Source organism: Curtobacterium sp. PhB130 (assembly GCF_003755165.1).
Lineage (GTDB): Bacteria > Actinomycetota > Actinomycetes > Actinomycetales > Microbacteriaceae > Curtobacterium.
In genome coordinates this window covers 185302-210720 of the sequence record NZ_RKII01000006.1, presented here as the reverse complement: position 1 = coordinate 210720, position 25419 = coordinate 185302, and the positions used below count along the sequence as shown (strand labels likewise).

The 25419-nt window shown below is 70.7% G+C and carries 22 protein-coding genes; 15 read left to right on the top strand and 7 right to left on the bottom strand.

What is annotated here, in order from left to right; all coding sequences use genetic code 11:
• From EDF24_RS01085 to guaA, 3 genes are read left to right on the top strand one after another with little or no spacing between them, the layout of a single operon-like run.
• The gene (locus EDF24_RS01085; RefSeq protein ID WP_123700858.1) at window positions 1–756 is read left to right on the top strand and encodes an SURF1 family cytochrome oxidase biogenesis protein; all 756 of its coding nucleotides are present in this window, start codon (window positions 1–3) and stop codon (window positions 754–756) included.
• Window positions 757–766: 10 nt separating this feature from the next.
• On the top strand, window positions 767–1213 hold the full coding sequence (locus EDF24_RS01080; RefSeq protein ID WP_123654768.1) for a DUF3817 domain-containing protein: 447 nt from the start codon (window positions 767–769) through the stop codon (window positions 1211–1213).
• Entirely contained in the window at window positions 1210–2790 is a 1581-nt protein-coding gene (guaA, locus tag EDF24_RS01075) for a glutamine-hydrolyzing GMP synthase (RefSeq protein WP_123654767.1), read from the top strand. The genes EDF24_RS01080 and guaA overlap by 4 nt, the downstream gene beginning before the upstream one ends.
• 149 nt (window positions 2791–2939) lie before the next feature.
• Here guaA and EDF24_RS01070 read toward each other — a convergent pair whose 3' ends face one another.
• Window positions 2940–3674, bottom strand: a complete 735-nt coding sequence (locus tag EDF24_RS01070) for a Bax inhibitor-1/YccA family protein (protein ID WP_260233324.1) — start codon at window positions 3672–3674, stop codon at window positions 2940–2942.
• Window positions 3675–3867: 193 nt separating this feature from the next.
• Window positions 3868–4863, bottom strand: coding sequence for a DUF817 domain-containing protein (locus tag EDF24_RS01065; protein WP_123700856.1), 996 nt, complete (start codon window positions 4861–4863; stop codon window positions 3868–3870).
• Between the two features lie 160 nt (window positions 4864–5023).
• Between EDF24_RS01065 and EDF24_RS01060 the strand changes: the two genes are divergently transcribed.
• The 4 genes from EDF24_RS01060 to EDF24_RS01045 are packed head-to-tail and all read left to right on the top strand — an operon-like array spanning window position 5024 to window position 10896.
• A complete protein-coding gene (locus EDF24_RS01060; RefSeq protein WP_123654764.1) occupies window positions 5024–6268 on the top strand; it encodes a Gfo/Idh/MocA family protein in 1245 nt (414 codons plus the stop codon).
• Complete coding sequence (locus EDF24_RS01055) at window positions 6216–7385, top strand: LacI family DNA-binding transcriptional regulator (RefSeq protein WP_123700855.1); 1170 nt, start codon at window positions 6216–6218, stop codon at window positions 7383–7385. Before EDF24_RS01060 ends, EDF24_RS01055 begins: the two co-directional genes overlap by 53 nt.
• A 10-nt stretch (window positions 7386–7395) precedes the next feature.
• Entirely contained in the window at window positions 7396–8427 is a 1032-nt protein-coding gene (locus EDF24_RS01050; protein WP_123700854.1) for a glycerophosphodiester phosphodiesterase family protein, read from the top strand.
• A 12-nt stretch (window positions 8428–8439) separates the two neighbouring features.
• The gene (locus tag EDF24_RS01045; protein ID WP_123700853.1) at window positions 8440–10896 is read left to right on the top strand and encodes an ATP-dependent helicase; all 2457 of its coding nucleotides are present in this window, start codon (window positions 8440–8442) and stop codon (window positions 10894–10896) included.
• Between the two features lie 6 nt (window positions 10897–10902).
• Here the strand turns inward: EDF24_RS01045 and EDF24_RS01040 are convergent, their stop codons facing one another.
• From EDF24_RS01040 to EDF24_RS01020, 5 genes are all read right to left on the bottom strand, one after another.
• The gene (locus tag EDF24_RS01040) at window positions 10903–11397 is read right to left on the bottom strand and encodes a GNAT family N-acetyltransferase (RefSeq protein ID WP_260233323.1); all 495 of its coding nucleotides are present in this window, start codon (window positions 11395–11397) and stop codon (window positions 10903–10905) included.
• A 275-nt stretch (window positions 11398–11672) separates the two neighbouring features.
• Window positions 11673–12296 (bottom strand): pyridoxal 5'-phosphate synthase, encoded by a 624-nt coding sequence (locus EDF24_RS01035; RefSeq protein ID WP_123654761.1) that lies wholly within the window; start codon window positions 12294–12296, stop codon window positions 11673–11675.
• A gap of 15 nt (window positions 12297–12311) precedes the next feature.
• A complete protein-coding gene (locus EDF24_RS01030) occupies window positions 12312–13133 on the bottom strand; it encodes an oxygenase MpaB family protein (RefSeq protein WP_185021533.1) in 822 nt (273 codons plus the stop codon).
• Window positions 13134–13162: 29 nt separating this feature from the next.
• Window positions 13163–13456 (bottom strand): hypothetical protein, encoded by a 294-nt coding sequence (locus EDF24_RS18970; RefSeq protein WP_185021532.1) that lies wholly within the window; start codon window positions 13454–13456, stop codon window positions 13163–13165.
• Between the two features lie 41 nt (window positions 13457–13497).
• A complete protein-coding gene (locus EDF24_RS01020) occupies window positions 13498–13932 on the bottom strand; it encodes an ester cyclase (RefSeq protein ID WP_123654759.1) in 435 nt (144 codons plus the stop codon).
• A 201-nt stretch (window positions 13933–14133) separates the two neighbouring features.
• On the opposite strand from EDF24_RS01020, the gene sucC reads away from it, so the two are divergent.
• From sucC to EDF24_RS00980, 8 genes are all read left to right on the top strand, one after another.
• Complete coding sequence (gene sucC / locus EDF24_RS01015; protein ID WP_123700849.1) at window positions 14134–15303, top strand: ADP-forming succinate--CoA ligase subunit beta; 1170 nt, start codon at window positions 14134–14136, stop codon at window positions 15301–15303.
• Between the two features lie 11 nt (window positions 15304–15314).
• Window positions 15315–16202 carry a succinate--CoA ligase subunit alpha gene (sucD, locus tag EDF24_RS01010; protein WP_123700848.1) on the top strand — a complete coding sequence of 296 codons (888 nt, stop codon included), beginning with the start codon at window positions 15315–15317 and terminating at the stop codon, window positions 16200–16202.
• Window positions 16203–16326: 124 nt separating this feature from the next.
• Window positions 16327–16827, top strand: a complete 501-nt coding sequence (locus EDF24_RS01005) for a hypothetical protein (protein WP_148070767.1) — start codon at window positions 16327–16329, stop codon at window positions 16825–16827.
• Between the two features lie 61 nt (window positions 16828–16888).
• Complete coding sequence (locus EDF24_RS01000) at window positions 16889–18871, top strand: DUF6350 family protein (RefSeq protein WP_123700846.1); 1983 nt, start codon at window positions 16889–16891, stop codon at window positions 18869–18871.
• A gap of 38 nt (window positions 18872–18909) precedes the next feature.
• Entirely contained in the window at window positions 18910–19503 is a 594-nt protein-coding gene (gene purN, locus EDF24_RS00995) for a phosphoribosylglycinamide formyltransferase (protein WP_123654755.1), read from the top strand.
• Complete coding sequence (gene purH / locus EDF24_RS00990; protein WP_123700845.1) at window positions 19500–21134, top strand: bifunctional phosphoribosylaminoimidazolecarboxamide formyltransferase/IMP cyclohydrolase; 1635 nt, start codon at window positions 19500–19502, stop codon at window positions 21132–21134. Before purN ends, purH begins: the two co-directional genes overlap by 4 nt.
• A gap of 504 nt (window positions 21135–21638) precedes the next feature.
• On the top strand, window positions 21639–23447 hold the full coding sequence (locus EDF24_RS00985) for an ABC transporter ATP-binding protein (protein WP_123654753.1): 1809 nt from the start codon (window positions 21639–21641) through the stop codon (window positions 23445–23447).
• A 92-nt stretch (window positions 23448–23539) separates the two neighbouring features.
• Entirely contained in the window at window positions 23540–25348 is a 1809-nt protein-coding gene (locus EDF24_RS00980) for an ABC transporter ATP-binding protein (protein WP_123655412.1), read from the top strand.
• The last annotated feature ends 71 nt before the right edge of the window (window positions 25349–25419 follow it).

Sequence of the window (25419 nt, the reverse complement as noted above, 5' to 3'; positions counted from 1 at the left end):
ATGTGGGCCGTTGCCCGACGACCGAGGTGGATCGCCCTGCTGTTGCTGGCGCTGGTCCTCGCTGCGGTGTTCGCTTTCCTCGGCAAGTGGCAGCTCGAACGGAGCATCGAGAACGGCAAGCCACTGCCGGCCACCACCGAGACGCGCCACGTGCTCTCGGACGTCTCGAAGCCCGAGCGCGGGGTCGGTGACAGCCTCGCCGGTCAGAAGGTGACCGTCACCGGCCGGTTCGTCGCGGGGGACACGACCGTGCTGACCGGGCGCAGCGGCGGTGGGCGCTACCAGACCGTGGGACACATGGTCGACACGGTCACCGGAGCGAGCCTCCCGGTCGTCCTCGGATGGTCCGACCAGCGCTCGGCCGCCGTCGCCGGTGGTGACCGCCTGGCCGACGGCGCGACCGTCACGGTGGAGGGCCGCTACTACCCGTCGGAGTCGCCGGACCAGGACTCCTTCACACAGGACCAGTACTCGGCCGTCGCACCCGCACGCTTCGTGAACACCTGGACGGCCTTCGACGACCGGATGTACGGCGGGTACGTCGTCGCCGACGGCACCACTGCGTCGGCAGCCGACCTCGGCACCGTGGCCGACCGTGCCCCCACCCGGGACGTCCAGTTCGACTGGCTCAACCTCTTCTACGCGGTCGAGTGGGTCGTCTTCGCCGGGTTCGCCGTGTTCCTCTGGTGGCGCTTCGTGAAGGACGCCTGGGAGCGCGAGAACGAGGACGAAGAGGTCCTCCTCACGCGACGGTAGGATGGCCGATATGGCTCTGACCGTCCGAACCCGCGACATCCCGAAGATCCCGGGCGCGGTGAAGTGGTACCGCGTCTCGGCGTACATCACCGGTGTGCTCCTGCTCGCCCTGGTGATCGAGATGGTCATCAAGTACACGCCGCTGCACCTCGAGATGCAGCTCGGCGGGGGCGCGTTCTTCGTGCCGGAAGGCACGGCGGGCAAGGACCCGGGCACGTTCAACCTGTCGATCGGCATCCTCATCGCCCACGGCTGGCTGTACGTGCTGTACCTGTTCACCGACTTCCGTCTGTGGAGCATCATGCGCTGGAAGCCGATCCGCTTCCTGCTCATCGCCCTCGGGGGCATCATCCCGTTCATGTCGTTCGTGGTCGAGCACCGCATGCAGAAGATCGCCATGGACACCTACCACGAGCTGACCGCGCAACAGGCGCGTGAGAAGGAGGCCGCTCGGTGAGCGAGACCGAACAGCGCCCCGTCCTGGTCGTCGACTTCGGAGCACAGTACGCGCAGCTCATCGCTCGCCGCGTCCGTGAAGCGAACGTCTACAGCGAGATCGTCCCGCACTCGATCTCCGCGGAGGAGATCCGCGCGAAGGACCCCGCAGCCATCGTGCTGTCCGGTGGCCCGTCGTCCGTCTACGAGCAGGGGGCACCGGCCCTCGACGGCGAGATCCTCGAGCTCGGCGTCCCCGTCCTCGGCATCTGCTACGGCTTCCAGGCCATGGCCACCGCACTCGGCGGCACCGTCGCGAACACCGGGCTCCGGGAGTACGGCGCGACCGACGTCTCCGTGACGGGGACCGACAGCGTCCTGCTCGGTGGACAGCCGGCGTCCCAGACCACGTGGATGTCGCACGGCGACTCCGTGTCCGAGGCCCCGGCGGGCTTCGAGGTCCTGGCGTCCAGCTCGTCGACCCCCGTCGCTGCCTTCGCCTCCGACGAGCGCAAGCTCTACGGCGTGCAGTGGCACCCCGAGGTCAAGCACTCCGCGTTCGGCCAGGCCGTGCTCGAGAACTTCCTGCACCGTGCTGCCGGGCTCCCCGGCGACTGGAACTCGGCGAACGTGATCGAGGAGCAGGTCGCCCGGATCCAGGCGCAGGTCGGCTCCTCACGCGTGATCGCCGGGCTCTCCGGTGGCGTCGACTCCGCCGTCGCCGCCGCGATCGTGCACAAGGCCGTCGGCGACCAGCTCACCTGCGTCTTCGTCGACCACGGGCTCCTCCGCGCCGACGAGCGCAAGCAGGTCGAAGAGGACTACGTCGCCTCGACCGGTGTCCGCCTCGTCACGGTCGACGCCGAGCAGCAGTTCCTCGACGCCCTCGCCGGCGTGAGCGACCCGGAACAGAAGCGCAAGATCATCGGGCGCGAGTTCATCCGCACGTTCGAAGCGGCGGCCGAGGCACTCGTCCTCGAGGCCCGCGCGGACGGCGACGAGGGCGAGGTCAAGTTCCTCGTGCAGGGCACCCTCTACCCGGACGTCGTCGAGTCCGGCGGTGGTGCCGGTACCGCGAACATCAAGTCGCACCACAACGTCGGTGGCCTCCCCGAGGACATGACGTTCGAACTCGTGGAGCCGCTCCGCACCCTGTTCAAGGACGAGGTCCGCGCCGTCGGCCGCGAGCTCGGCCTGCCCGAGGTCATCGTCGGGCGCCAGCCGTTCCCCGGCCCCGGACTCGGGATCCGCATCGTGGGAGAGGTCACCGCCGAGCGGCTGTCGCTGCTGCGTGAGGCCGACGCCATCGTGCGCGCCGAGCTCACCGCCGCCGGCCTCGACCAGGAGATCTGGCAGTGCCCGGTCGTCCTGCTCGCCGACGTCCGCTCCGTGGGCGTCCAGGGTGACGGCCGGACGTACGGGCACCCCATCGTGCTCCGTCCGGTCTCGTCCGAGGACGCCATGACCGCGGACTGGACGCGCCTGCCGTACGACGTGCTCGCGAAGATCTCGAACCGCATCACGAACGAGGTCAAGGACGTCAACCGCGTCGTGCTCGACGTCACGTCGAAGCCGCCGGGGACGATCGAGTGGGAGTGAGCGCCTGACGCTCCCGGAGGCCCGTCGAGCTGCGCTCGGCGGGCCTTCGTGCGTCCGTCCGTGCGCGTCCGGGTGGGGCAGCGCGGGAATGACGAAGGGCCCCGGCGTACTCGCCGGGGCCCTTCGCGTTCGTGCGGGCGCTGCGCGTCCTAGTTGCGCTGGCTGCTCGCGATGATGGCGAGGATGCGCAGGATCTCGAGGTAGAGCCAGACGAGCGTCACGATGAGGCCGAACGCTGCCGTCCACCCGTAGATGCGCGGTGCGCCGCGCTGGACGCCGGTCTTGATCTGGTCGAAGTCGAGGATGAGCGAGTACGCGGCCATGATGACCACGAAGATGCCGATGACGACGCCGAGCGGGATGCCGAAGATCGTCGTGCCGAGGAGTCCGAACGCGGTGCTGGTGACGCCCGTCCACATGAGGACGAGGTTCACGAGCGAGAACGCCATGTACCCGACGATCGCGACGAGGAAGAACTTGGTCGCCTTCGGGGTCGCGCGGACCTTGCCCGACGTGAACAGCAGGAGCGTCACGAAGAACACGCCGAGGGTGCCGAAGACCGCCTGCGTGACGATGCCTTCGAACGCGCTGTTGTAGTAGCCGGAGATGCCGCCGACGAAGAGTCCTTCGAAGAACGCGTACGCCAGCACGAGGCCCGCGGACGGCTTCTTCTTGAAGGTGTTCACGAGCGCCAGCACGAAACCGATGAGCGCGCCGGCGATCCACACGACCGGAGGGAGGTTCCAGCCGGCCACCGCACCGACGACCAGCACGCCGAACGCCACGAGCGTCTTGATGATGGTGTCTTCGTACGACATGCGGTCCGTGTCGACGGTGTTCGCCGACGGACGGTCGTACATGTGCTGCAGCTGCTCGGGTGTCATGCCCGCCGACTGCTGGGGGGTCTGGCCCCATCCGGTCCGCTGCTGCGAATTGGCGCCGGCGCCCCAAGCGTTCCGGCCCGCGTCGTTGAAGGCGGGGGACTGATCGAAACCGGGCTTGAAAGCCATGGTGTCCTCGTGATTCCTCTGGATTCGGGTCGTCGAGCGGGAACGTGGACCGTTCCTTCGCGTCCTCTCAGCCTAGGTGGGCATCGCGCCGGAAGGCTGAGGATTCGCGGCGAGCGGACGCCGGTGCTGCCACCGGTGCCTGCACTCTACGGGCACGCGCTGCGCGGCGGATCGGCGGGCGTCGGGAGTTCGCCGAGGGCACGTCGGGCGGCTTCGGGCGGTAGAGCCAGGTGACGAGCACGACCGAGATCGTCATGAGGAGCAGCCATGCGACGATCTTCGTCGGGGCGACGGGGTGCCACGCGGCCTCCTGGGCCGGGTAGGTCCACGCGCCGGCCCAGGTCGCGACGTTCTCCGCGATCCAGATGAACACCGCGACGAGGGTCATCGCGACGAGCAGTGGCATCCGGAGCGTGGCGCGGTGCACCCGGGCGTGCAGGGTGGTCCGGGCGAAGAGGAGCACGACCGCGCCGAGCAGCAGGTACCGGGCGTCCCACACGAAGTGGTGCGCGAAGAAGTTCCCGTAGACCCCGCCGGCGACGACCGCGGTCCACCACTGCCGCGGGTACCGCTCGAAGCGCAGGTCGAACAGGCGGTACACGCGGACCATGTACGACCCCACGGCGCCGTACATGAACCCGGAGAACAGCGGTACCCCGGCGATGTGGAGCACACCGCCGCCGTCGTAGGACCAGGAGCCGACGTCGGTCTTGAAGACCTCCATCACGGTGCCGACCACGTGGAAGAGCAGGACGACGCGGAGCTCACGGACCGTCTCCAGCCCGAACGCCAGCATCCCGACCTGGATCAGGACCGCGGCGATCGTCAGGGCGTCGTTCCGGGCGAGCGGTGCGTCCTCCGGCCACGCGAGCCGTGCGGTCGCGATGACGAGGAGCAGTGCGGCGCCGAACGTGCACGCCCACGCCTGCTTCGCCCCGAACACGAGGAACTCCGTCACGAACACCCGGGCCGGGCTGCGCGGCTGCCGGCCGGCGTCGAGGACCCGGCGAGCCGCACGCTCGATGCGGTACTCGACGGCGGTGGAGAGGGATCGGTCGGCCATGACGGGATGCTCGCGCCGGGACCTGGGACCGGAGTCGCTCAGTCCTCCACATGTGCCCTCGGACACACGCCCCTCCACACCCGGAACCGAGGGTTGACACGAGTAAACCCGCGTCAGCACAATGGGACAGCAACGACGCACCCCGGCAGAAGGAGCCAGCATGACGTTCACCCTCGGCATGGTCGGAGCAGGCCAGTTCGCCAGCCACTTCGCGACCCTGTTCGACAAGCACCCCGGCATCTCGGCGGTGTACGCCACGGACGTCATCCCGGAACGCGCCGACCAGCTCGTCGACGAACTCGCCCTCGCGGGGACCTTCCCGAGCCTCGACGCGATGCTCGCGAGCCCCGACGTCGACGCGGTCGCGATCTTCACCCAGCGCTGGACCCACGGGCCGCTCGTGCTGCAGGCGCTCCGCGCGGGCAAGCACGTGTACTCCGCGGTCCCGATGGCCGTCGCCGTCACCGAGATCGAAGCGATCATCGCGGCGGTGCAGGAGACCGGCCTCACCTACATGATGGGGGAGACCAGCCAGTACAACCCCGCGACGGTCTTCGCGCGGCAGAAGGCCGAGCAGGGCGCCTTCGGCCGGGTGTTCTACGCCGAGGGCGACTACGTCCACGACATGGACCTCGGGTTCTACGACGCCTACAAGTACAGCGGCGGCGACGACTGGAAGGCCACCGCGAGCTACCCGCCCATGTGGTACCCGACGCATGCCATCGGCGGCGTCCTCGGAGCCGTCCCGCGGCACGCGACGAGCGTCAGCTGCATCGGCGTGCACGACGACCGCGGCGACGGGGTGTTCGACACCGACGTCAGCATGTTCGACAACGACTACTCGAACATGACCGCGCTGTTCGAGCTCGACGGCGGCGGATCGATGCGCATCAACGAGTTCCGCCGTGTCGGGTTCCCGTCGTACATCCGTGAGAGCCGGTTCCGCTGGTTCGGCACCGACGGCAGCTTCGAGCAGCTCGTCACGAACTCCGTCTGGCAGGACCGCGACGGCGTCACGGACGTCTCCGAGGAGATCGCCACTCGTCCGACCATGGACGAAGACGACCCGCGCCTCGCCGACGTCTCGCCCGCGCTCCGCAGCTCCTTCGTCTCCGGGCACGCCCCGGTCCACGACTCCCTGACGGGTCGCCTGCCCGCGGAGTTCGACTTCGCACCCAACGGGCACGAAGGCTCGCACCAGCTCCTGGTGGACGACTTCGTCACCGCGGTGAACGACGGCGTCCTGCCCCCGGTCAACGCCTGGCAGGCCGCGCGGTACACGCTGCCCGGCCTGATCGCGTTCGAGTCCGCTCGTCGGGACGGCGAGCGCCTGCCGATCCCGGACCAGGGCGATGCGCCCGTGGCCGTCGGGGAGCGCCTGCCCGTCGCCGACCGGGTGTCATGATCGACCGGTGACCGATCGAGCGAGCGGGCGACCGAACGAGGAGCCGAGCGGGCGACCGAACGAGGCACCGACGGGTGAACGAGCACGTAAACCCACCCGGCGGGACGTCGCTCGGCTCGCCGGGGTGTCCGACGCGGTCGTCAGCTACGCCCTGAACGGCGGCGCGCCGGTCGCCCCGGAGACCAGGCGGCGCGTCCTCGCCGCGGTGGCCGAACTCGGGTACCGCCCCAACCAGGCCGCACGGGCACTCCGGTCGGGATCGGCGCGCACACTCGTGCTCGCCGTCCCCGACCGAGAAGACCCGGTGTTCGCCAACCCGTTCTTCGCCGAGTACGCGGCGGCGATCGAGTCGGCAGCGCGCGAGCGTGGCTACGCCCTGTACTCGACTGCGACGAGCTTCGAGCCGGACGGCATCCGCGCCCGGTTCGAGGAGTTCGCCGCCCGGATGGTCGACGGCGTGCTCGTGCTCTCGAGCGGCGCGGTCGACCGGTCCGCGATCGACCCGGTAGGGCTCCCGTGGGTCGACCTCAACGTCTCCGCGGCACGTGGGGGTGTCGCGAGCGTCGGCACCGACCTCCGCTCCGGGGCGGAGCTGGCAACCCGGCACCTGCTGGCCCACGGACGGAACCGGATCGCGTTCGTCGGCCAGCCCGACGCGGGAGAAGCCCGCCACCGTGGATGGCGAGATGCGTGTGCGGGTCAGGGCGTGCCTCCGGGCCGGGTGTACGACGGCGGCTACACCCGGGAAGGCGGCTACGTGGCGGGCCTGCAGATCGCCGACGAGGGCGACGGCACGGCCAGCGGCGACGGCGCCGACGAGGCGGATCGGCCGGACGCGGTCTTCGCGGCCTCCGACCGCACCGCGGTCGGCCTGCTCCGCGCCTTCCACGAGCGCGGGGTCCGTGTCCCCGAGGACGTCGCCGTGGTCGCGTTCGACGGCTCGTGGGAAGCCGAGTACACGTGGCCGCCCCTCACGACCGTCCGGCAGCCCATCGAGTCCATGGCGGAAGCAGCGGTCCGGCGTGTGCTCGACGGCACCGCACCGGACCACGAGGAGTTCCCGCCGGAACTCGTCGTCCGAGCCTCGTGCGGCCGGCACGACACCCCACCCCAGTAGGGTCGGCCGCATGACCCTGGTGATCGCCCACCGAGGTGCCTCCGGGTACCGGCCCGAGCACTCCCGCAGTGCGTACGAACTCGCGATCGACCTGGGCGCCGATGCGATCGAACCGGACCTCGTCCCCACGAAGGACGGCGTCCTGGTGCTCCGGCACGAGAACGAGATCTCGGGCACGACCGACGTCGCCGACCACCCCGAGTTCCGCGATCGCCGCACGACCAAGCGGATCGACGGCGCCCAGCTGACCGGCTGGTTCACCGAGGACTTCACGTGGGACGAGCTCAGCACGCTCCGGACCCGCGAGCGACTGCCGGAGCTGCGTCCGCGGTCCGCTTCGCACGACGGCGAGGACCCGATCCTGCGGCTGGAGGACCTGCTCGCGATCCTCGACGCCGCTCCGCGCCCGGTCGGCCTCGTGGCCGAGGTGAAGCACGCGACGTACTTCGACGGGATCGGGTACCCGATGGGAGCGCTCGTCGACGCCGCCGTCGGGGACGCGGGTTGGCGCGACGACGACCAACTGACGTTCGAGTGCTTCGAGAAGGGGGTGCTCCGCGACCTCCGCGCGCGTGGTGCGGGTGGCCGGCTCGTCTACCTCCAGGAGGCCCGTGGCAGCGCCGCGGACGAGGTCGCCGCCCACGGGTCCGCAGCTCCGAGCTACGCCGCCGAACGCACCGACCCGGCGCTGGCGACGCTCGCCGCGGAGTTCGACGGGATCAGCCTCCCCGTCGGCACGGTGATGGCGGGGACCGATCCGGTCCGCGTGGACGATCCGCGGCCGGTCCGGTCGGACGTCGTCGATCGTGCGCACGCCGCCGGGCTGGACGTCTTCACCTGGACACTCCGTCCGGAGAACCGGTTCCTGCCGGCGCCGCTCCGTCGTGGCGGCGAGGTTGCGGGGCACGGGGACTGGGAGCGGTGGTTCACGTCGATCATCCGGACCGGTGTGGACGGGGTGTTCGCCGACCACGCCGACCTCGCGGTCCGCGCACGTTCGCTCGTCGAGGACGGGATCGCCGGTGTCGGGGGCCCGGCCTAGACTGTCCCGGACATGACGATCGTGCTCGACCCATTCGACTCGACGCCCGAGCCGGGTGCCGGGGACCGCCCCTACGAAGACCCGTTCACCGCCGGTCTGAACCCCCAGCAGAAGGAAGCGGTCGAGTACCGCGGCGAATCCCTGCTGATCGTCGCCGGCGCCGGTTCCGGCAAGACGAGCGTGCTCACGCGCCGCATCGCGCTGCTCCTGGCGAACCGTGAAGCCTGGCCGTCGCAGATCCTCGCGATCACGTTCACGAACAAGGCCGCCGCCGAGATGCGCGAGCGCGTCCGTGCCCTCGTCGGGCAGGCGTCGGAAGGCATGTGGATCTCCACGTTCCACTCGGCGTGCGTGCGGATCCTCCGACGCGAAGCCGAGCGGTTCGGGTTCCCGCAGTCGTTCACCATCTACGACTCCGCGGACTCGCGTGCGCTCCTGAAGCGGATCATCAAGGACCTCGAAGCGGACACCCTCGGGTTGACCGTCGGCGCCGCGGCGTCCAAGATCTCGAAGCTCAAGAACGAGCTGCAGGACATCGACTCGTACGCGCGGAACATCAACGCGAACGATCCGCAGGAAGTCATGTTCACCGAGGTCTTCCGGCGCTACACGAACGAGCTCCGCCGGGCCAACGCGTTCGACTTCGACGACCTCATCGGTCAGACGGTGTTCCTGTTCCGGGCGTTCCCGGAAGTCGCAGCGCTCTACCAGCGGCGCTTCCGCTTCATCCTGGTCGACGAGTACCAGGACACCAACCACGCGCAGTACTCCCTGATCCGCGAGCTCACTCGTCCGGTGCCGGTTGAGCAGGTGGACCGGCTCGAGGACGAAGGGCAGCACGTCGCCCGCATGCGCGAAGCCGACGGATCGATCGCGGGTGCCTCGCTGACGGTCGTCGGTGACTCGGACCAGTCGATCTACGCCTTCCGTGGCGCGGACATCCGGAACATCGTCGAGTTCGAGCGGGACTTCCCGAACTCGAAGGTGGTCCTCCTCGAGCAGAACTACCGCTCGACGCAGAACATCCTCGACGCGGCGAACGCCGTCATCGCGAACAACTTCGACCGGCAGGTGAAGAACCTCTTCACCGAGGTCGGCGCGGGCGACAAGATCGTCGGGTTCACGGGCTACACCGGCCACGACGAAGCCCAGTTCGTCGCGGACGAGATCCAGCGCCTGCACGAGGACGGCATGGACTACCGCGACATGGCGGTGTTCTACCGCACCAACTCGCAGACCCGTGCGCTGGAGGAGATCTTCATCCGTGCGGCGATCCCGTACCGGGTGCTCGGCGGCACGAAGTTCTACGAGCGTGCGGAGATCAAGGACGCGATGGCGTACCTGATCACCGTCGCGAACCCCGCGGACCCGATGGCGCTCCGTCGCGTGCTGAACGTGCCGAAGCGCGGGATCGGTGCCGTCACCGAGACGACGCTGCAGCGCTACGCCGACGACCACGACGTCACGATGCGCGAGTCCCTGCGGCACGCCGACGAGCTCGGTTTCGGGCCGAAGGTGCGGAACGCGATCACCTCGTTCGCGGCGCTCCTCGACGAGGTCTCGGCGAAGGCCGCCGACCAGCCGGTCGTGGACACCCTGACGCAGCTGCTCGACGGCTCCGGGCTCCTCGAGCAGCTCCGGAAGTCGCCCGACGCGCAGGACGCCGCCCGCGCGGACAACATCGACGAACTCGTCGCGGTGACGCGCGAGTTCCAGAAGAACAACCCCGACGGCACCCTCAGCGACTTCCTGACCGAAGTCTCGCTGGTCGCTGCGGCGGACGAGCTCGACGACTCGTCCGGCACGGTGTCGCTCATGACGCTGCACACCGCGAAGGGCCTGGAGTACGACGCGGTGTTCCTCACCGGCGTCGAAGAAGACCTCCTGCCGCACCGCATGTCGGCGAACGAGCCGGGCGGCCCCGCCGAGGAACGCCGGCTCTTCTACGTCGGCATCACCCGAGCGAAGAAGTCGCTCTTCCTGTCGCTGGCGATGACCCGCGCCCAGTTCGGCGACGTCAACGTGGCGATGCCGTCACGCTTCCTGCAGGAGATCCCCGAGGGCCTCATCGAGTGGAAGCAGTCTCCGGGCATGGCGAACAGCCGCGGCGGCACGCAGCCCCGGGCGCTCAACGCCAAGCGCGACGGCGCCGGTGGTGGGTACGGCGGTGGCGGTGGCGGTGGTGGCTACCGCGGTGGTGGCGGCTGGGGCGGCGGCTCGTACGACCGCGCGGCCGCTGCGGCGAAGACCCGTCCGAAGACCGAGTGGGCGAACCGGGTGTCCGGGCAGGTCCGCGACAACGGCGACATGGAGCTCGCACCGGGCGACCGCATCAAGCACGTCGACTTCGGCGAGGGCACCGTCTCGGCGGTGACCGGTCAGGGCGCCAAGCGCATCGCGGAGATCGCGTTCGACTCGGCGGGCCGCAAGAAGCTCCTCATCAAGATCGCTCCGATCGAGAAGCTCTAGCCGACCTCACCGGACCAGTCGCACGGCCTCCATCGGGTGCGGCCCGAGGTGCTCACGCTTGGCCGCGCCGTCGCGACGGAACCCGTTGCGCCGGTAGAACGCCTCGGCGCGGGGGTTGTCGTCCGCCATCCAGAGGTACGCGGGAGCGTCGCCGACTGCTCCGTCGAGCAGTGCTTGGCCGGCACCCGAGCCGTACGCCGCTGCCAGGACGTAGATGCCCTCGAGCTCGCGGTCGCGGGGTGCAGTCGTGTCGCGCCCGCTGCCGGCGGATGCCCACCCGATGACGGCATCGCCGATCGTGGCGATGAGCACGTCGGTCTGCGGGTCCGCGATGATGCCCCGCCATCGTTCGGCCCGGGCGTCGACGTCCAGGGCTGCCAGGAACGACGGGGGCAGCAGGTGCGCGTACGCCTCGCGCCACGCGGTGACGTGCACGTGGGCGATCGCCGCGGCGTCGGCACTGGTCGCCCGACGCACTGCGGGTCCGTTCCCTCGCTTCACCCGCTCATCCTCTCGCGTTTCGGTGATGCGACGCCGCGGTTCTGACCGACGGCGCACAACCAATCCCCGCTCGAACCACGGTCGTCCGTGGTTCGAGCGGGGATTGGTAGTGCGACGCCGAAACGCACCGCCGGCGCCGCACCGCCGGCGCCGCACCGCCGGCGCCGCACCGACGCCGGTGCCGCACCGCCGCCGCCGCACCGCCGCCGCCGCACCGCCGCCGATGGTCGAGCTGGCCGATCGCGCGGAGCTCGCCCCGCGCCGGGACGCGCCCGCTACGGCTGCAGCACCGCGGACGTCCAGCCGTCGGCGGTCCGGCGGTACTGCAGGCGTCGGTGCATGCGGTCGCGGCTGCCGTGCCAGAACTCCACGGACGTCGGCTCGAGCCGCCACGCCCTCCACGACGCCGGACGCGGCACGTCCTCCGACTCCTCGAGCAGTGCGTTCGCATCGTCGATGAGGTCCTGGAACGAGCCCTCGAGCGGCGCCGACTGGGCGGCGACCGCGGTGGCCGCGCGCGACTTGGGCGACCGGGCGCTGAACAGCTCGTCGGACTCCTGGTCGGAGAGCTGCACGACGACGCCCTCGAACCGCAGCTGCTGCATGGTCTCCCGCCAGTAGACCTGGAGTGCGGCGGCCGGGTTCGCGGTGAGTTGCTGTCCCTTCGGGCTCTGGGTCGACGACCCGAACACCAGTCCGCGGTCATCGATCGACTTCACGTCGACGGTGCGGGCACTCACGGCTCCGTCGGCCGCGGTGGCCAGGGTCATCGACATCGGCTCGGACACGTCCCGAGCGTTCGCGACCCAGGTGCGCGCCACGTCGAGCGGCGAGGCGGGCGGGTCGTCGAGCTCGGGGAACGCGAACGAGGAGTCGCCGGAGAGCGGAGCGGAAGCCATGCCCCCAGCCAACCCCTAGCGCCTGGTGGCGTACCGACGCATCGCGCGGAGCAGCAGCGGACCGGGGAGCCGGAGCAACGCGCCCGGCACGACGGCCCGGATCCGACGCACGAACCGGACGGTGCGGGCGTACCGCGCCTGCTCGCGCGGGCCCCACGCGAACCCGTACTGCGCGCGCACGACGTCCGGCAGCATGCCCACCGTCACGATGCGCACGAGCGGCATCGCCGTCCGCACCCACAGGGGAGCGAACCGGGGGTGCAGGAGGTCGCGGACGACTCCGCGCGCGTCGTCGGTGACCCGGAGCGTCCCGAGCGTCGCGGTCCAGTACGCGTCGAACGCCGGGACGGTCGAGGGCCACCGGGAGGCGGGGACCCGGAGCGCGACACCGAGCGGCGCGTACGCATCGAGCACCCGCTGCGCCAGTCCGGGCGGGACGGGGTCGCCGAACTCCTCGTGCGCCCGGAGCGCGGAGTCGTAGAGGGTCGCCGCGACCCAGAGCTGACGGTCGACGTCGTCCGCGCCGGCGACGGCCGTGTGCGCGCGGTTCACGAAGGACGTCGCGATCGCCGCGTCCGACGGCGTCCCGACCACGACGGCGTACACGTACATGAGCGTGTGGGCGAGCCGTTGCTGTGGCCGCCGGGCGAAGTCGGAGTGCCGTCGCACGCCGGCGGCGACCACCGGGTCCGCGATCTGCAGCAGGATGGCACGCCCACCGGAGATGACGGGCGTGCTGTCCGCGAGGAAGTGCGCGAGGTCGGTTTCCCGACCCGACGACGGACTGGAGGCTCGGCGCACGTCCGGCGCCGAGCCTCCAGTCCGTCCGTTGGTCACGGCACCAGTGTGCCGGACCGGACCGCCGTTCAGAGCGGCTTGGTCCCGAGGTCGCCGCCGAGGTCGGGGCGTTCGGTGTCGTCGTCGTGTTCCCAGAGGTCGGCGCTGCCCTCGCGCGGGGCGCCACCGGTGGGGCCGTCGTCGGTGCCGTCACCGACCTGCGGCTCGACGGTCTCGCCGGCGACCGCGTCGTTGGTGACGGTCTCGAGTGACTCCTCGGCCTCGTTGACCTCGTAGGGACCGACGTGCTCGCGGTCGATGTCGTCGTCGCGGCGCTCCTGGGAGTCGAAGTCGTCGACGGGGCTGATGCCGGGATCGGACATGGTGTTCCTCCTGGTGGTCGTGGTGTCGGGGGTACGGGTGGTCAGGCGCTGACGAAGTGCACGTCGGACCGGTCGAGCTGGAGTTGCTCGGCCAGGCCCTTCTCGTCGGTGGCGCCCCAGCGCTCGGCGATCTTGCCGTCGCGGAACTTCGAGACCTGGATGCCGCGGACGGTGAACGTGCGCCCGGTCGGCTGGTGCCCCTGGAACGGGCCTGTGTGCGTACCGCGGATCGTGAAGACCGCGGTGATGAAGTCGTCGGTCACGACGAGCGGGTCCGGCTCGAGCGTGAGGTCCGGGAACGCGGTCGTGAACTGCGTCCAGAAGTCGACGATGCCGGCGAGTCCGGGAGCCTGGTCCGGTGCCGGGTCGTGGTCCACCACGTCCTCGGCCCAGACCTCGCCGAAGCGGTCGAACGCTCGCTGCTCGAGGAGTTCGCCGAGACGTTCCTGTGCCTGCTGGTTCTCTGACGCCGTCATGTGCGCTCCTTCCGTGGGGTGGTTCCTGTGTACGCCGCAGCGGTCGGTGGCTCCTCAGCCGTCCGTCTTGTCTCGACGTCCATGTGTCGGCGCTAGGGTGGTCGGCGGCCGTTGTCTCGACATCGAGCGACCCTCGACGTCGAGCGCTGCGACCTGCGAAACCGATGCCGACGCACGACACCGTGCGGGAAGAAGAACAGCGTGGATCTTTTCGAGTATCAGGCCAGGGACCTCTTCGAGTCCTACGGCGTCCCCGTCCTCCAGGGGATCATCGCCGACACCCCCGAGGAGGCGAAGGCCGCCGCCGAGAAGATCGGTGGGGTGGTCGTCGTCAAGGCGCAGGTGAAGGTCGGCGGCCGCGGCAAGGCCGGCGGCGTCAAGGTCGCGAAGACCCCGGACGAGGCGTTCGAGCACGCGCAGGCGATCCTCGGCCTCGACATCAAGGGCCACACCGTGCAGCGCGTGATGGTGGCGCAGGGGGCCGACATCGCCGAGGAGTTCTACTTCTCCGTGCTGCTCGACCGCGCCAACCGCTCCTACCTGTCGCTCGTCAGCGTCGAGGGCGGCATGGAGATCGAGCAGCTCGCGGTCGAGAAGCCCGAGGCGCTCGCCCGCGTCGAGGTGAACCCGTTGACCGGGATCAACCAGGAGGCCGGCGAGGAGATCGCTCGCCAGGCCGGGTTCCCGGACGAACTCGTCGAGCAGGTCGCCGGTGTCTTCGTGAAGCTCTACGACGTGTTCGCCGGCGAGGACGCCACGCTGGTCGAAGTGAACCCCCTCGTCCGCACGGGCGACGGTCAGATCCTGGCGCTCGACGGCAAGGTCTCCCTCGACGAGAACGCCGACTTCCGCCACGACGCCCACAAGCAGCTCGAGGACACCGCCAGCGAGGACCCGCTCGAAGCCAAGGCGAAGGCGCACGGCCTGAACTACGTCAAGCTCGACGGCCAGGTCGGCGTCATCGGCAACGGCGCGGGGCTCGTGATGTCGACGCTCGACGTCGTCGCCTACGCCGGTGAGCGCCACGGCGGCGTCAAGCCCGCGAACTTCCTCGACATCGGCGGCGGCGCCTCGGCCGAGGTCATGGCCAACGGCCTCGACGTCATCCTCGGCGACCCGCAGGTCAAGAGCGTTTTCGTGAACGTGTTCGGCGGCATCACCGCCTGCGACGCCGTCGCGAACGGCATCGTCGCCGCGCTCGGCATCCTCGGCGACGCGGCCACCAAGCCGCTCGTCGTGCGCCTGGACGGCAACAACGTGGAAGAAGGTCGCCGGATCCTGGCGGAGGCAGCGCACCCGCTCGTCACCGTCGCCGCGACCATGGACGACGCGGCCGAGCAGGCCGCCGAACTCGCCGCCGCAGCGGCCTGAAGGGACTGACCATGTCGATCTTCCTCAACAAGGACTCCAAGGTCATCGTCCAGGGCATCACCGGCGGCGAGGGCACCAAGCACACCGCGCTCATGCTCAAGGCCGGCACGCAGGTGGTCGGTGGCGTGAACGCCCGCAAGGCCGGCACGACCGTCACCCACGGCGACGTCGAGCTGCCCGTCTTCGGCTCGGTGCGCGAGGCCATCGACACCACCGGTGCCGACGTCTCGATCGTCTTCGTCCCGCCGGCCTTCGCGAAGGACGCCGTGATGGAGGCCATCGACGCCGAGATCCCGCTCGTCGTCGTCATCACCGAGGGCATCCCGGTGCAGGACTCCGCGGAGTTCTGGGCGCACGCGAAGGCGCTCGGCGAGAAGACCCGCATCATCGGGCCGAACTGCCCCGGCATCATCACCCCGGGGGAGTCGCTCGTCGGCATCACCCCGGCGACGATCACCGGCAAGGGCCCGATCGGCCTCGTCTCCAAGTCGGGCACCCTGACCTACCAGATGATGTACGAGCTCCGTGACCTGGGCTTCTCCACCGCCATCGGCATCGGCGGCGACCCGGTCATCGGCACCACGCACATCGACGCGCTCGCCGCGTTCGAGGCCGACCCCGAGACCGAGGCCATCGTGATGATCGGTGAGATCGGTGGCGACGCCGAGGAGCGTGCAGCCGACTACATCAAGGCGCACGTCACGAAGCCGGTCGTCGGGTACGTCGCGGGCTTCACCGCCCCCGAGGGCAAGACGATGGGCCACGCGGGCGCGATCGTGTCCGGCTCGGCCGGCACCGCCGAGGCGAAGAAGCAGGCGCTCGAGGCGGCCGGTGTCAAGGTCGGCAAGACGCCGTCCGAGACGGCGGCGCTGCTGCGCGAGGTGGTCGCCGCTCGCTGAGCGGATCACGGCTCCACAGGAGCCAGCCGGGAGGCTCGGTGCGGGTTCCGCGCCGAGCCTCCCGTCGTTCGCGGTGCCGGGCGGATCTGACGGCTCGCCTGCGTCGCGTCGGTACGATCGCGACATGCGCAGCGCACCATCCACCGGTACGAGCACGACCAGGCCGCCGGCGTCCCGACCGTGGATCGTGGCCGGAGCCGCGCTCGTGGCCATCGCGCTCGGAGCGCTCGTCTCACCGCTTCGTTCCGCCGTGACCGGCGACGGTGTGCCGGTGTGGGTCCTCGCCCTCGTGCTGCTGGCCACGGGGGCGTGGTTCGTCGTCTACGCCGTGCTCGCTCGACCTCGTCATGACGGGGACGTGTCGCTCGACCGTGAGGCGACGACCATGCCCAGGGACCCGGCGATCTACGATCCGGCGGACTATGAGCCACGCGCCGGCTACGTCACGGACGTCTCCGGGCGGACGAACACGACGCCGATCTCGGTCGTGGTCGCCGTCGTCGCCGGCTTCGCGACGGTCTTCGTGTGCGGAGCCTTCGACATCGGCCGGGTGGTCGCGTACGGCTTCGCACTGATCGTCGCCGTGGTGACGGCCCAGGTCTGGTCGCTCTCCGGACGGCGCTGACTCTCCACAGGAGCCGCGCGGCAACGCCGGTCTCGTGGATTCGCCCCGTATCCTCGCTGCGATGAACCGCCTGGGAACCGCTCTGCTCGCCGCGATCGAGGCGGTGGTGACGGTCGGCGTCGGTGTCGGCCTCGTGCTGGTCCCGCTGACGCTCCTCTGGGGCTTCGAGTACGGGCTGCAGGTCGACTGGGACGTCTTCTGGAAGGCCGCCGGCAACATCTGGCTCGTCGGCCACGGGGTCGACGTCACGTTCGTGCTGAGCGCCGCCGCCGCGAAGGCATCGGGTGTCAGTGGCGCTGCCGCCCCGATCTCGATCACGCTCGCAGCGCTCGGGTTCGCCGTCGTGACGGCCTGGCTCGGCGCACGAGCCGGGCGCCGCTTCGCCGAGACGGAGCACCGCGTCACCGGGATCCTCGTCGGCACCGCCGCCGTCGCGCTCCTCGGGCTCGGCCTCGGCCTGTCCGCCACGTCCTCCGCGTTGCACCCCACGCTCTGGCAGGCGATCGTGTTCCCCGCGCTCTGGTTCGGCGTCCCCGCACTCGTCGCCGCCGAGGTCTGCCGCCGTCGACGTTCGATGCCCGCGGACGCGGTGACCGGTCGCGTGCTCGACCAGGTGCACCGCATCCCCGAGGTCTGGCGCGCCGTCGTCGGCTTCGGGCTCCGCGCCGGGACCGCCGCGACCGCGATGGTCGTCGCCGTCGCGGGGATCGTCGTCGGGTTCCTGCTGCTCGGGTCCTTCGCCGAGGTGATCACCCTGTACGAGCGCTCGCACGCCGGGGTCGTCGGCGGGATCTCGCTGACGATCGGGCAGCTGGCGTTCCTGCCCGACTTCGTCGGCTGGGCCACCGCGTGGCTCGTCGGCCCCGGGTTCGCGATCGGGACGGGATCGAGCGTCTCGCCGATCGGCACGACGCTCGGCCCGATCCCCGGCATCCCGGTGTTCGGCGCGCTGCCGTCCTCCGGTCACACCTTCGGCCTGCTGTGGATCCTCGTCCCGGTGCTCGCCGGGTTCGCGGCCGGCGGGCTGCTGCGACCGCGGCTCGTGCGGGTGCTCGGCGCTGCTGACAGCGCGCTCCTCCGTGCGTCCGCCGGACTCGCGACCGGCATCGTCGCCGGCGTGCTCACCGGCGGTGTCGCGTGGCTGTCGTCGGGGTCCTTCGGGCCGGGGCGTCTCGCCGACGTCGGGCCGCACGCCCTGGTCGTCGGGTCGCTCGCCGCGCTCGAGGTCGGTGTGCCCGCGATCGTGGCGCTCGCGATCGGGCAGGACCTCGTGCGGATGCCCGAGCGGTCCTGGACGCGTGAACGCTGGCACGAGACCGAGGACACCGAGACCGCAGCGGCCGCGGCGTCCGTCGAGGCCGAGGGGTCCCTCCTCGACGCGCTCGACCGCGCCGGCGCCGGGCGCACCACCGACGTGCACCGCTTCGTCGTCGACGAGGCGCACCACCCCGTCACCCGCGCCGACGACCACACACCGGACGCGGACGAGACCGACCACGCACCGGACGCGGACGAGACCGACGACGCACCGGACGCGGTCGACACCGACCACGACGTACGGCTGCCGGACTGGGCGCGGACCGGCGCTCCCGCGGTGCCGGCGAACGCGGACGCCTCCCGCACCCCGGAGACCGCCGGCCGGGTCGGGAGCATCCGCGAACGACTCCGTGGGGCGGCGGACGGCGTGCGCGACGGCGTCCGAGACCGCGCCGACGGCCTCAAGAGCCGGGCCGACGGCCTGAAGAACCGCGCGGAGAGCCTCCGCGAGCGGGTCACGGGTTCCGACGCCGAGCGCCCGGACGCCGCGCCCGACGACCGCCCGGACCGGCACCGCCCGGAGCGCCCCGACGTCGCGGGTGCCCGGATCGACGAACAGCCCGCCTTCCCCTGGAGCACGGAGGAGTTCGTGGCCGGCCGCGACGACGTCGACGACGAACCCGTCGTCACCCCGCCCGCCGCACCCGCCGGGAAGCGCTGGGACGCCACCGACCAGATCCCCGAGGAGGAGCTGCCCTGGTGGCGCCGTCCCAAGGGCGACCGGTGACGGGCGTCGCACCGCTCGACCGCCGCTAGGCTTGACCCGTGCTCGAACTGGTCGTCCTGATCTCCGGTACCGGCTCGAACCTCCGAGCCCTGCTCGAAGCGACCCGTGACGCCGAGTACCCCGCCCGTGTCGTCGCCATCGGTGCCGACCGTGACGCCGAGGGCCTCGGTCTCGGCGAGGAGTACTCGATCCCGACCTTCACGGTCCCGTTCTCCCGCTTCGACTCCCGCGCCGAGTGGGGTCAGGCGCTCGCCGAGCAGATCCGGCCCTGGTCGCCCGACCTGCTGGTGTTGTCCGGCCTGATGCGCCTGCTGCCCCCGGCCGTCGTCTCCGAGTTCGGTCCCGCGATCATCAACACCCACCCCGCGTACCTGCCCGAGTTCCCGGGCGCGCACGGTGTCCGCGACGCCCTCGCCGCCGGGGTCGAGCAGACCGGCGCGAGCGTCATCAAGGTCGACGACGGCGTCGACAGCGGCCCGATCCTGGCGCAGGAGCGGGTCCCCGTCCTGCCCGGCGACTCCGAGTCGACGCTGCACGACCGCATCAAGCCCGTCGAGCGGCGCCTGCTCATCCAGACCATCCTCGACATCGCCAACGGACACACCGACCTGAAGGGCACCACGAGCGCATGAGCGTCCACGCCGCCGACCCCAGCCTCTACCGCGACCGGGACGTCGTGCCCGTGCGCCGCGCCCTCATCTCGGTGAGCGACAAGTCCGGCCTGCTCGAGCTCGCCGGTGCCCTCGCCGACGCCGGTGTCGAGGTCGTGTCGACCGGCTCCACGGCCCAGACCATCCGCGACGCCGGGTACGCGGTGACCGACGTGTCGAGCGTCACGGGCTTCCCGGAGTCGCTCGACGGCCGCGTGAAGACGCTGCACCCGTCCGTGCACGCGGGGCTCCTCGCCGACCTCCGCCTCGAGTCGCACGAGCAGCAGCTCGCGGGCCTCGGCATCGAGCCGTTCGAGCTCGTCGTCGTGAACCTCTACCCGTTCGTCGAGACCGTGGCCTCGGGCGCCGACACCGCGACCGTCGTCGAGAACGTCGACATCGGCGGCCCGGCGATGGTCCGTGCCTCCGCGAAGAACCACCCGAACGTGGCGATCGTCGTGTCCCCGGGCTCCTACGCCGAGGTCGTCGAGGCGGTCCGTGCCGGTGGCACCACGCTCGAGCTCCGGAAGCGCCTCGCCGCACAGGCCTTCGCGCACACCGCCGCGTACGACACCGCGGTGGCGTCGTACTTCGCGAGCGACGTGGCCGCGGCCGCGGCAGCCCCGAGCGCGGCGGGCGACATCGCGACCCCCGGCACCTTCGACGAGCACCTGTCGTTCGGCGCCGACCTGGCCGCGACCCTCCGCTACGGCGAGAACGCGCACCAGGCCGCGGCGCTGTACACGTCCGCCGAGGGCACCGGCATCGCCCAGGCGACGCAGCTGCACGGCAAGGAGATGTCGTACAACAACTACGTCGATGCCGACGCAGCGGTCCGCGCCGCGTTCGACTTCGCCGAGCCGGCCGTCGCGATCATCAAGCACGCCAACCCCTGCGGCATCGCGGTCGGTGCAGCGGACGCCGCCGACCCGATCGCCTCCGCGCACGCCGCCGCGCACGCCTGCGACCCGCTGTCCGCGTTCGGTGGGGTCATCGCCGCGAACCGTCCCGTGACGGTGGCGATGGCCGAGACCGTGAAGGACATCTTCACCGAGGTCGTCGTCGCACCGGGCTTCGACCCCGAGGCGCTGGAGATCCTCTCCCGCAAGAAGAACATCCGCCTGCTCACGCTCCCGGCGGACTTCGCGCTCGCCCCGCGTGAGGTCAAGCAGATCTCCGGCGGCTTCCTCGTGCAGGACGCCGACCGCTTCACCGGCTTCGACCAGTCCACGTGGAGCCTCGTCTCGGGCGAGCCCGCGGACGACGCCACCCTCGCCGACCTCGCGTTCGCGTGGAAGGCGTCCCGCGCCGTGAAGTCGAACGCCATCCTGCTGGCGAACGGCGGCGCGAGCGTCGGTGTCGGCATGGGCCAGGTCAACCGCGTCGACTCGTGCCACCTCGCGGTGAACCGGGCCGGCGAGCGTGCGGCCGGTTCGGTCGCCGCGTCGGACGCGTTCTTCCCGTTCGCCGACGGCCTGCAGGTGCTGCTCGACGCCGGTGTCCGCGCGGTGGCGCAGCCCGGCGGCAGCGTCCGTGACGACGAGGTGATCGCCGCGGCGAAGGCCGCCGGCGTCACGATGTACTTCACGGGCGAGCGTCACTTCTTCCACTGATTCGAGCAATTGCCGGAAACCTGTTGCGCCCTGTGACGTGCTGTGAATAGTCTGTAAGGCTCCGCGACAGGCAGCCGACGACTCTCCGGGGTCGGCGGCACCGCGGACACAACGGTGACGAAGACGACGACTGGAGTGACGATGGACAACATGACCGGAACCGTGGCGACGGCCGCCCGCGCAGGTCTCGTGTCCGTCGTGGGGACCGCTCCCGCTCCGCGACCCCGCCGGGCCGCGGCCGCCGCCTAGCCAGGCCGTCTCCCACGGCCTCGCGGCGTCGCACCACCACGGCGACCGCGAACCACCCGCCTGAACCCGGGGGACGAGTGTCTCCCGGTGCCTACCGGCCCGACCGACGTCACGGAAGTGACGGCGGTGGCGCGCGACCACGCGCCCGGCTGATGATGACCACGCAACGCAACACCGAGCCTCCAGGCCGTCGACGCGCGACGCACGCCGCGTGACGCGACCCGGGGACACGGCAGACGCATGAGGACGCAACGCATGTCCAAGTCGCCCACCACGGCGCGCCCGTCCACCTTCCGCGCGATCGCGCGGATCTACCCCTACGTGAAGCCCTTCCAGGGCCGCCTCATCGCCGGCATGGCCGCGGCGATGGGTGCCTCCCTGGTGGCGCTCGCAATCCCCTACGTCCTGCAGTGGCTGGTCGACGGCCCGCTGTCGTCGAAGGACTCCGCACAGATCTGGCCCGCCGGTCTGGGCGTGCTCGCCCTCGGTGTGCTCGAGGCGTTCTTCATCGCCTCGCGCCGCCGGATGGTGATGCGCCCGTCGACCCGCATCGAGGCGAGCATGCGGAACTCGCTCTACGCGAAGCTGCAGGACCTGCCCGTCGCGTTCCACGACCGGTGGGAGTCGGGGCAGCTGCTGTCCCGTTCGGTCTCCGACCTGTCCCTGATCCGCCGCTGGCTGGCGTTCGGCGTCGTGCTGCTCGTCGTCAACATCGTCACGATCGTGGTCGGATTCGTCGTGCTGTTCACCTTCGGGTGGCTGCTCGGGCTGATCTTCCTGATCGCGTCGATCCCGCTGTGGATCAACGGGCTGCTGTTCGAACGCCGGTACTCCGTCGTCGCGCGCCGCAGCCAGGACCAGGTCGGTGACCTCGCGACGAGTGTCGAGCAGTCGGTGCACGGCATCCGCGTGCTCAAGGCGTTCGGACGCGGCGGCTACAAGCTCGAGGAGTTCAGCGAGCAGGCCGAGGCACTCCGTGGCACCGAGATCAAGAAGGCGAAGGCCATCGCGAGCATCTGGCTGTGGCTGCTGCTCGTGCCGGACGTCGCGTTCGCGCTGTGCCTGCTCGCCGGGATCTACCTGGCCAGCCAGGACCAGCTCACCGTCGGGCAGCTGTTCGCGTTCTTCGCGACGGCGACGGTGCTCCGGTTCCCGATCGAGTCGATCGGCTTCCTGCTCTCGATGACGTTCGACACGCGCACCGCGGTCGACCGCTTCTTCGAGGTGATGGACTCCGAGAACACGATCACGGACCCGGAACACCCGAAGACGATCGCGGAGCCGCACGGGGCGCTGTCCTTCAACGGGGTCCACTTCCGGTACCAGGACTCGCCCCCGCAGTTCCCGGACCTCATCAACGGGGTCGAGCTGCGGCTCGAGCCGGGCGAGACCATGGCGCTCGTCGGGCTCACCGGGTGCGGCAAGACGACGCTGCTGTCCCTGGTCCCGCGGCTCTACGACGTGACCGGCGGTTCGGTGACGATCGACGGGGTCGACATCCGGGACCTCACCCGCGAAGAGCTGCGTCGCCACGTCGGCGTCGCGTTCGAGGACGCCACCCTGTTCTCGACGACCGTGCGGCAGAACGTGCTGCTCGGTCGCCCGGACGTCACGGGTGACGAGGCAGAGGCCCTGATGCGCGAGGCGCTCGACATCGCGCAGGCGTCCTTCGTGGACGACCTGCCGGACGGCGTCGACACCCGGGTCGGGGAAGAGGGCCTGTCCCTCTCCGGCGGCCAGCGGCAACGCTTGGCGCTCGCCCGTGCGATCGCGGCCCGTCCGTCCGTGCTGGTGCTCGACGACCCGCTGTCGGCGCTCGACGTCGACACCGAGGCGCGGGTCGAGGCCGGGCTCCGGCGCGTGCTCGCCGAGACCACGTCGCTCATCGTGGCGCACCGTCCCTCGACGGTGACGCTCGCGGACCGCGTCGCACTCATGGAGAACGGCGTCGTCACCGCCGTCGGCACCCACTCGGAGCTGATGGCCACGAACGACCACTACCGCTACGTCATCTCGTCCCTGGACGACGACGACGCGACCGCACGAGAGGAGGCGATGGCATGAGCCAGCAGACCGACCAGAACCTGCCGGGAGGCACGGCACCGGTCAGCGACGACGCTGCGGACAAGCAGACTGCCGCGCCGATCACTGCCTCGATCACCACCCTCGGAGTCCGTGGCGAGGAGCGCGAGGACTTCACCAAGGCGGAGAGCAAGCGCCTGCGGCGCCGCTCCCTCGCCCTGCTCGGCTCGCTCGCGGCGCCGCTGAAGCTGCGCCTCGTGCTGCTCGGGATCGTCGTGGTCGTCTCCACGGCGGGAACCGTCGCCGGCCCGGCGCTCATCGCGTGGGGCATCGACAACGCCCTGCCCGACGTGCTCGACCGGAACGACTGGGTGCCGGCGTTCGGGGTCGTCGCGACGTACATCGTCGTCGCCGTCCTCGGCGCGGTCCTCACCGCCTGGTACACCGTGCTCGCCGCGCGGATCAGCCAGGCCATCCTGTTCGACCTCCGCAAGCGGGTGTTCCTGCACACGCAGCGGCTGTCGCTCGAGTTCCACGAGACCTACACGTCCGGCCGGATCATCTCCCGCCAGACGAGTGACCTCGACTCCATCCGCGAGCTCCTCGACTCGGGGCTGAACCAGCTCATCCAGGGCGTGCTCTACATGGTGTTCACCGCGGTGGCGCTCGTGTCGCTCGACCCGACGTCCGGGCTCGTGCTCGCGGTGTCGCTCGTGCCGCTGTGGTTCCTGATCCGCTGGTTCCAGACGAACTCGCAGACGTTGTTCCGCGCGACGCGTGTCACCTCGGCCCGCGTGATCGTGCACTTCGTGGAGACCATGACGGGCATCCGCGCGGTGCAGGCCTTCCGCAAGGAGTCCCGCAACAAGGACGAGTACGGCGGCTTCGTCGAGGACTACCGGCTGGCGAACACGAAGGTGTTCAACCTGTTCGGGACCTTCGACCCGGTGCTCGTGCTCATCGGCAACGCCACGCTCGCGGCGGTCGTCATCGTCGGCGGCTACCGGGTGATCGGCGGCTCGATGGAGGTCGGCGCGCTGCTCGCGGTCGCGCTGTACGCCAAGCGCTTCTTCGACCCGGCGCAGGAACTCGCGATGTTCTACAACGGGTACCAGTCGGCCTCGGCGGCGATGGAGAAGATCTCCGGCGTCCTCGAGGAACGGCCGAGCGTGCCGGACCCCGTGAAGCCGACGAAGCTCGCCGACGCCCACGGCAAGATGGACTTCGACGACGTCGTGTTCGCCTACAACGCGGGCAAGGTCGTGCTGCCGGCGTTCGACCTGCACATCCCGGCGGGGCAGACCATCGCCCTGGTGGGATCGACCGGTGCGGGGAAGTCGACGCTCGCCAAGCTGATGGCGCGCTTCTACGACCCGACCGAGGGCTCCGTGAAGCTCGACGGCGTGGACCTGCGGGACCTCGACACGAAGGACATGCGCCGCGCGATCGTCATGGTCACGCAAGAGGCCTACCTGTTCTCCGGGACCGTCGCGGACAACATCGCCCTCGGGAAGCCCGGGGCCTCCCGCGCCGAGATCGAGGCGTCGGCGAAGGCGGTCGGCGCGCACGAGTTCATCATGGCGCTGCCCGACGGGTACGACACCGACGTGAACAAGCGCGGTGGCCGTGTCTCGGCGGGGCAGCGACAGCTGCTCTCGTTCGCCCGGGCGTTCATCGCGGACCCGAAGGTGCTCATCCTCGACGAGGCGACGGCATCGCTCGACATCCCGTCCGAGCGGCTCGTGCAGGAAGGCCTGGAGACCCTCCTCGCCGACCGCACGGCCGTGATCATCGCGCACCGTCTGTCCACCGTCGCGATCGCCCACCGGGTGCTCGTGATGGAGTACGGCAAGATCGTCGAGGACGGCACCCCCGACGACCTGATCGCGGGCACCGGGCGCTTCGCCCAGCTGCACGCGGCCTGGCGCGACTCGCTCGTGTAGGGCCCACGGCGGTCCCTCGTGGATCGCGCCCCGGATCGCACATCGCGCCCCGTCCTGACGGAGCGCGATGT